The 7,543-nt window shown below is 62.0% G+C and carries 5 protein-coding genes; all 5 read right to left on the reverse strand.

Annotated features, from left to right (window positions below):
* Nucleotides 1-11 precede the first annotated feature (11 nt).
* Nucleotides 12-2,096 (reverse strand): FAD-binding protein, encoded by a 2,085-nt coding sequence (locus tag G9X67_RS15110; RefSeq protein WP_138329995.1) that lies wholly within the window; start codon nucleotides 2,094-2,096, stop codon nucleotides 12-14.
* On the reverse strand, nucleotides 2,093-3,271 hold the full coding sequence (locus G9X67_RS15115; RefSeq protein WP_138329997.1) for a Gfo/Idh/MocA family oxidoreductase: 1,179 nt from the start codon (nucleotides 3,269-3,271) through the stop codon (nucleotides 2,093-2,095). The genes G9X67_RS15110 and G9X67_RS15115 overlap by 4 nt, the downstream gene beginning before the upstream one ends.
* Before the next feature lie 24 nt (nucleotides 3,272-3,295).
* Complete coding sequence (locus G9X67_RS15120; RefSeq protein WP_138329999.1) at nucleotides 3,296-4,951, reverse strand: GMC family oxidoreductase N-terminal domain-containing protein; 1,656 nt, start codon at nucleotides 4,949-4,951, stop codon at nucleotides 3,296-3,298.
* Between the two features lie 45 nt (nucleotides 4,952-4,996).
* On the reverse strand, nucleotides 4,997-6,502 hold the full coding sequence (locus G9X67_RS15125; protein ID WP_171599035.1) for a GMC family oxidoreductase: 1,506 nt from the start codon (nucleotides 6,500-6,502) through the stop codon (nucleotides 4,997-4,999).
* 15 nt (nucleotides 6,503-6,517) lie between these two features.
* Nucleotides 6,518-7,543: ATP-binding cassette domain-containing protein (locus tag G9X67_RS15130; RefSeq protein ID WP_171599036.1), on the reverse strand; the 1,026-nt coding region annotated here is incomplete at its 5' end.

The raw sequence follows: 7,543 nt of genomic DNA on the forward strand, positions 1-7,543 counted from the left end.
CTGGCATCACCTCATTTGTCCGCGTCCAGATCGTAGATTCCGCCCGTCAGCCACGCTGGCCAGTCTCGCTCGAAGAAGGACCTGGCGCTTTCATCCAGCGTGCGGTTCGGACGGGTTGAAAGCCTGATCTCATCACCATCAAGCCGAACGACGATCTGCTCCTTGCGGTGCGCTTCCCGTTCCTTCCAGAAACGATAATCCTGCAAAGGCCCTGAGCGCGCCAGCGGAAGGGATTCGCCCTCCGCATCGCATATTGCGCGCGCGCCACGGCTGCCCCCTCCATTGCGAATGAAGAAATCAAGCGCGCTGAGCACGGCTTCCGAGGCGAGCGCCATATGCCGCCATTGCACGCCGCGAACCGCCTCCGCTGCGCGACTGTAGGAGACGCCGCTAGTACCAATGTCAGCATTCAGCTTGCGAGCTTCGATCAAGGCTCGGCCAACGCTTTCTTGATCACAGATGATGCCAGCCTTTTCGCTCATTCGCGCCTGTACTTGCGAACGGATCGATTTGACGGTGAGCGGGCTCTCGGTCCGAAGTCCGGCAACTAGGCCGACGATGCCCGCCTCTGCGATATCGGCTATGTCCTCTGCTGCCGACCGCTTCGCCCTGCGGCTCGCGCTGATGTGCTCTGCCGCGCGCGTACCGAAGACTTGCCCGGCATTGAGCGCCGCTCCACCCGGCCTCGTCACGCCGTGTGTGCCCGCCGCTTCTCCAACCGCGTAACAGCCGCCGAGACTGCTGCGGCCCCAGGTGTCGACCATGATGCCGCCGTTCATGTGCTGGTTGTTGACTGCAAATTCCAGCGGCTCTTCGGCAATATCGATCTTGTAGCGGCGGTAGAGCTCGATCGCGAGCGGGTTCATATGCTTCAAACGATCGATCGGCATGTCCTGGTCGGCACCTGCCTTGCCGAGATATTCGCGGACGTCTTCGTCCAGTCTTTCCAGGCTGAACGGCAGGTCGCCCGGCACGGATAGGGGATTGCGATTGAAGTCCATAAAGACACGCCGCCCTGCGGCGGTTTCCCGGGAGATGGCAAGGTCGACCAGGCTCGAGCCGAAATCGAGCATGCGCGTCGCGTGAAATGGCCATTGATAGCCCTTGCGGAAGACGTTCGACGCCAGCTCCTGCGTGCTGCGGTAGTATTCTGCCAGGAAGTGGTGCTCGGCGCCTTCGGTATCGAGCGAGTAGATATGCGGGATGGCCTGGACGTAGGTGCCCGACAGATTCCACGGGAACCCTTCCCTGCGTGTGCCGATCCCAAACTGGCTTTCGGTCAGATTGACGAGTTCGACGCCTGCCTCGAGCGCCAGTCCGAGAGAACCGAAGCAGCCGTTGGGATAAACGCTGTCGCGATAGAGTTCGCCCGGCCCGCCGGCGGCGAGCGCGATCACGCCACTGACGAACAGCGCGATGCCCAGCGGGTTCTCCTCCGTGCGGTCGCTGGCGCGCATGACGAGCATGCCAACGACATGACGGTCAGCGCCACCGCCCTCGGTAAGGATCTTTACCGCCGTGGTCTGGTTATAGAACGGCACTCCAAGCCGGATCGCCTCCTCGGCCAACACCTTGACCATCAGGCGCGAGGTGCGCGGGCCGCAGCTGGTAGCGCGGCCGACCTCGTCATGGTCGGTCTGATATCTCAGCGTTCCACCGAGCGGATCCTGAGGCAGCGGCAGGCCTAAAAACTGGAGCGATGCCATCATCCGGGACGAGCCCACGGCCTCGACGTAGGCCGTATCCTCGTCCATCGCGCCGCCGCTGCGGATGGCGCGGGCCATCGCCTTGTAATTGTCGCCCTGATCCGCGGTGTTTGCAGTGTGCAGGGTCTGCTTGTCGGATCCCGAACAGGCCGAGGTTCCGCCCCACGCGCTTTGGCTGACGATGACGACGTCATCGCCGCGCCGATTCAATTCCACCGCCGCCCGCAGACCTGCAGCACCCGATCCGACGACGACGCAACCAGCCCGGTAGACCGGCACCTCGATGCCGGCGAGCCGGACCGTTTCCGAAGGGGCGGCCTCGGACGGCAGCCGCGGCATCTCCACATCGGTCAGTGCGTCAAGAATTTCCTGCGGAACGTCTATGGTCATTGGCGTTCAGCCAGCGGGATGTCGACCCAACGCCTCTGCCGGGAGGACTCCATGCATGCGTCGACGATCTGGCAGATGTGGTGGCCGGTCTCGAATGTCGGCCACATCGGTCTGTTGGCAACGATCGAGCGGATCACTTCGGCCACCTCGATAATCTTGCTTTCATTGTAGCCCAAGCCGAAATTCGGCAGAGGGAGGAAAGCCCGGAAGGTTGGGTTCTCAGGCCCCACGTCGATCTCGCGGAAGCCGCGCCGACCCGTCCGATCGTCGTTGGAGTAGAAGCGCAGCCGGTTTATTTCGTCATAGGTGTAGGCGATGCTGCCTTTCGTTCCGTAGATTTCGTAGGTCTGCATGAACTTGCGGCCGGTCGCGACACGGCTGAAATCGACGATCCCGCCGGCGCCGTTCTCGAACCGGCACAGCAGGTTCGTCGCATCGGGATTGGTGATATCAGCCCAGGTCTCATTGCCTGTCAGTTTCACCTCTTCGCCATAGGCAAGGCCTTCGACGACAGGCCGGCGCGGCGTTGCGATAAGATTGTCGGCGATCAGGGAGCTGACGCGGCCAACCAGGAAATCCATGAAGCTGAAGATATGCGAACCGGTATCACCGACGATCCCGGTCGGCGCGAGCTTTCCATCGGCGCGCCACATGAAGGGCGCGTAGGGATCGCCATACATGTCGACGTGCTGGCAGCCGCGGAACAGCTTGATCTCGCCGATTTCGCCGGATTGAATGATATCTTTCGCCAGATCATGGACGGGATTGCGAGGAAAGGCGTGTCCAACGCGGGTAATGACACCCTTCGCCCGGGCGATGTCGGCCAATTCCCGCGCTTCGGCGGCGGTGTTTGCCAACGGCTTCTCGCAATAGACATGTTTGCCGGCCAGCAGGGCCGCCTTGGCCACCTCATAATGAAGATGGTCAGGCAGGCAGATATCGATCAGATCGACATCAGGATCAGCGACCGCCAGATTCCAATCCTGAAGAATTCTTGCACCCGGCGCCCTGTGGGAAATATTCCCGGCTGCTTTCGAGGGACCTTCGACGAGAGCGACGATCCGTGCCGTTCCGTCCGACACTCCGAAGAAATGCGGAAAGGTCTGATAGGCCATCGTGTGGACCTTTCCCATCCAGCCCGAGGCGCCAAGCACTGCAACTCTGACTTCAGACATTGTCGTCTCTCCTCTCGACATGGCTTACCGGATTTCGGCGCGGGCCCTCGGCCTCGCATCGTTGCGTTCGTAGGCGAAGATGGTGGGGGCAAGTGCCGGCAAGCCCCGGATGAGGTCCGATCCCTTTTCGCCGACCATGATCGTCGGCGCGTTGGTATTGCATGACGGCACGCGCGGCATAACGGATGAATCGCAGACCCTGAGGCCTTCCAAGCCGTGCACCTTGAGATCAAGCCCGACAACCGCGTCAGGCCCTCTCCCCATCTTGCAGGTGCCGACCGGATGATGGTCGGTCTTTGCGTTGGCGCAGCCGTAATCGAAAAGCTGCTCGTCGGTCGTGACCTTCGGTCCAGGAAGCCTTTCGGCCATGACATAGGGCTTCAGCGCCGCCTGCTGCATGATCTCGCGTGCGAGCTTCAGCCCTTCCAGGGACATCGTCCTGTCGTGAGGATCGGACCAGTAGTTGGGGTCGATCAATGGAGCGGCAGCCGGGTCTGAGGATGACAGACGCACCGTCCCGCGCGAGCGCGGATGCAGATAGGCGGAGTTAAGGGTCACGCCGGCATTCTTGAGCCGTTCGACACCCGCTTCGATGCCCGAACCCAGGCCGAGGTGGAACTGGATATCAGGAGAACGGGCCTGCGGATCGGCATACCAGAAGCCGCCGGTCTCGAAGAGCGACGAGGCGACCGGTCCGGTGCGGAACAGTACATATTGTATCCCGGCCCAAACGGTCCGGTGGAGTTTTGCGACGCCATCATAGGTGTGATCGCCGGTGCATTCGGCAATGACGAAAAGATCCAGGTGATCCTGGAGGTTGCCGCCGACACCCGGTAGATCGTGAAGCACCTTGACGCCCACCGACCGCAGATGGTCGGCCGGTCCTATGCCGGACTGCAAAAGCAGCTTCGGCGATCCGATCGCGCCGGAGGAAACCAATACTTCGCGGTCGGCACGCACGATCTCCGAGCCGTGCGAGGTCACGATCTCGACGCCTGTCGCACGGGCTCCCTCCACAATAATACGCGCGACGCGCGTGCCCGTCCTGACCGTCAGGTTCTTCCGGTCCTTGATCGGCGAGAGATAGGCGAGCGAAGCCGACGACCGGCGGCGGTTGCGCTGCGTGAGTTGATAAAATCCCACTCCCGCCTGCTGGCGTCCATTGAAGTCGTGATTATAGGGAATGCCGAGCTCCTGCCCTGCACGGATATAGGCGTCGCAGATCGGCAGCGGCGCAGCAGGCATCGAGACGCCGAGCGGACCGCCATAGGAGTGATAGTCGTCGGCGAAGCGCTGATTGTCTTCCGCGCGTTTGAAATAGGGAAGGATCGAACGATAGTCCCAGCCTTCGCAGCCGTCTTCACGGGCCCAGAGGTCATAATCCACAGCGTTTCCGCGCGTGTAGAGCTGGGCGTTGATCGACGAGCCGCCACCGATGACTTTCGCCTGCGTATAACGAAGCACGCGGCCTTTCATGTGCTTTTGGGGAACGGTTTCCCATCCCCAACTGGCGACACCTTTGGTCATCTTGGCGAAGCCCGCTGGCATGTGAAAGAGCGGATTCCAGTCGCCTCCGCCCGCTTCTAGCAGGAGGACGCTGACATCAGGATCTTCGCTCAGCCGATTTGCCAGCACGCATCCTGCTGGACCGGCGCCAGTGATGATGTAATCGAATCCCATTTTACTGTCCTGTTGCATTCGGCCTGGCGACCGCCAGTGCCTGTGTCATGCCTGCAAGTCCTGCGACGCAATGTGATCTGCCACTCTCAGCGCTTGGGCGGCGACGGTGAGCGCAGGGTTCACCGCGGCCGAGGTGGGGAGGAAACTGGCGTCGACGACGAAGAGATTTTCGTGATCATAAGCCCGGCAATACGCGTCGAGCGGCGCAGTCGCGGGATCGTTTCCGATGCGGATCGTTCCGCACTGATGGGAAGGCGTGCGCTTGTCGAAGGGTCTCGACAGCACGATCGGAAATCCGATCGATTTCAGGATGACCTTCAGCTTGGCGACAAGTGCGAGATGGGCGTCCCAGTTGGTTCGCTGCCATTTGAGAATAATCCGATCTCCATCCACCATGACGCGGCTTTCGGGATTGGGAACGTCCTCGCTCATCGCATAGAAGTCGATGGCATGGCCGGTGATGAAGCGCAGAAGCCATTCCGGAGCCTGCGGCAGAGAACCCTTGAGAACCTTTTCGGAGATGCGGCCGAGGAGCTGCACGTTGCCGAGGGGCGGTCCGCCCTCCCCGTCGGAGAGATAAAAGTCGTTGAAGGCAAACGTCTTCTGGTAGATGGAGGTGTTCTTGAACCGCGGCGAGACCCCGATGACGGCGGACGCATTGTGATTCATGAAGTTGCGGCCCACCTGGTCGGAAGAGTTCGCCAGACCCTTTGGGAAGCGGTCGTTTTTCGAACGCAGCAAAAGCACTGATGATTGGACCGCCCCGGCGGAGAGGATCACGATCTCAGGCGAAACAGTCACCGTCTGCCCGTTCTTGATGTAGGCCACCCGGTCGATCCGGCTCCGCGCTCCCGTGTCGAGCCTCGTCACACGCGCATTGGTTTCGAGCCGGACGTTCTCGTGTCTCAGTGCCACTGAGAGGGCTGCGGTCTCGGCATCCATCTTGCCGTCGCGTGCGTTTGGATGCGCATCCCAGGGCGTGGGTGCTTTGGAGAGCCAGGCGTCAAGATCCAGGCCGAGCGGCAGGGAAAACGGATGCAGGCCCTTCTGCTTGAGGCGCGCCCTGATATCGGCAATCGGCGCCTCGTCCGGGACGGGCGGATACTCGTAGGCCGCCGAGTGGTGCGGCTCCGTCGGATCTTCGCCCAGACTGCCGCGGACCTGGTACATGCGTTCCGCTTGGCAGTACCACGGCTCCAGGACCTCGTACGGAAACGGCCAGGCCGGCGACACACCCTCGCGGTGTTCGATGACTGCGAAATCCTCTTTGCGATAACGCGACAACACGGCGCCATAGAATTTCGAATTCCCGCCGACATTGTAGTAATTGCCGGGATTGAACCCCTTGCCGTTCGCCTCGTACCAGGTTTCCTTCGGTCGAAAATGTCCCCGCTGGAAGATCGCGCGTTGGTCGCGGTTGACCGGAAGGTCGGCGATATGGTCGCCGGCTTCGAGGATCAATATCTGCGCGCCGGTCATGGCCAGGCCGGCCGCGACCGTGGCGCCGCCGACGCCTGAACCGATGATGACGATGTCAGGTGAACTGCTCATGTTAGCACCTGGCCATCACGCAATCCGCGCCTGTGTTTCCGGATCGAAGAACACGGCCTTGTCGAGATTGAAGGCGAGGCGGGTATTTTGTCCTGGAGCGATGCCGGTATCGGCGCGCAGGCGGGCGACGACGGATTTGCCGCCGAGCTTGGTGACGGCGAAGGTATCGGAGCCGGCCGGTTCGACCACCTCGATCAGGCAATCGCCCTCGGTCAGCGAGCGCGCCTTGCGGTCGGCGCCATCGGGGTCGGTCAGCGCTTCGGGCCGAATGCCGAAGATCACCTCCCTGCCGGTATAGGTGGTCAGGCCGTCATTGCCCGCCATGACGGGTAGCTTGAGCGGAGCGGCGTTCGGCCGCTCCAGCGAGACTTCGAGCCCGCCGGCACCGTTCTCGACGGTGGCGTTGAGCAGGTTCATCGCCGGCGAGCCCATGAAGTCGGCGACGAAGATGTTGGAGGGGCTGTTATAGATCTCGGCCGGCGTGCCGAACTGCTGCAGCACGCCGTCCTTCAGCACAGCGATCTTGGTCGCCAGCGTCATCGCCTCGATCTGGTCGTGGGTGACATAGACGAAGGTGGTGCCCATGCGCTGATGCAGCCGCTTGATCTCGGTGCGCATGTCGACCCGCAGCTTGGCGTCGAGATTGGAGAGCGGCTCGTCGAACAGGAAGACCTGCGGATTGCGCACCAGCGCCCGGCCCATGGCGACACGCTGGCGCTGGCCGCCGGAGAGCTGGCTCGGCTTGCGGTCGAGCAGATGGCCGATCTGCAGCATGTCGGAGACTTGGGCGATCGCCCTGGCGCGCTCCTCCTTCGGCACGCCGCGGATCTCCATGCCGAAGGCGATGTTGCCGGCCACCGTCATGTTCGGATAGAGCGCATAGGACTGGAACACCATGGCGATGTCGCGCTTGGAGGGATGCAGCCCGCTGATGTCGCGCCCGTCGATCTTGATATCGCCTGAGGTGATTGTTTCCAGCCCGGCAATGGTGTTGAGCAGCGTGGACTTGCCGCAGCCGGACGGGCCGACCAGCACGAGAAA

The organism is Rhizobium sp. WYCCWR 11152, assembly GCF_013087615.1.
Classification (GTDB): domain Bacteria; phylum Pseudomonadota; class Alphaproteobacteria; order Rhizobiales; family Rhizobiaceae; genus Rhizobium; species Rhizobium indicum.

What these genes read in the sequence shown, in the direction of transcription:
- G9X67_RS15115 (WP_138329997.1), bottom strand. Translation starts at nt 3,271, where the DNA reads ATGTCTGAAGTCAGAGTTGCAGTGCTTGGCGCCTCGGGCTGGATGGGA.
- G9X67_RS15125 (WP_171599035.1), bottom strand. Translation starts at nt 6,502, where the DNA reads ATGAGCAGTTCACCTGACATCGTCATCATCGGTTCAGGCGTCGGCGGC.
- G9X67_RS15110 (WP_138329995.1), bottom strand. Translation starts at nt 2,096, where the DNA reads ATGACCATAGACGTTCCGCAGGAAATTCTTGACGCACTGACCGATGTG.
- G9X67_RS15120 (WP_138329999.1), bottom strand. Translation starts at nt 4,951, where the DNA reads ATGGGATTCGATTACATCATCACTGGCGCCGGTCCAGCAGGATGCGTG.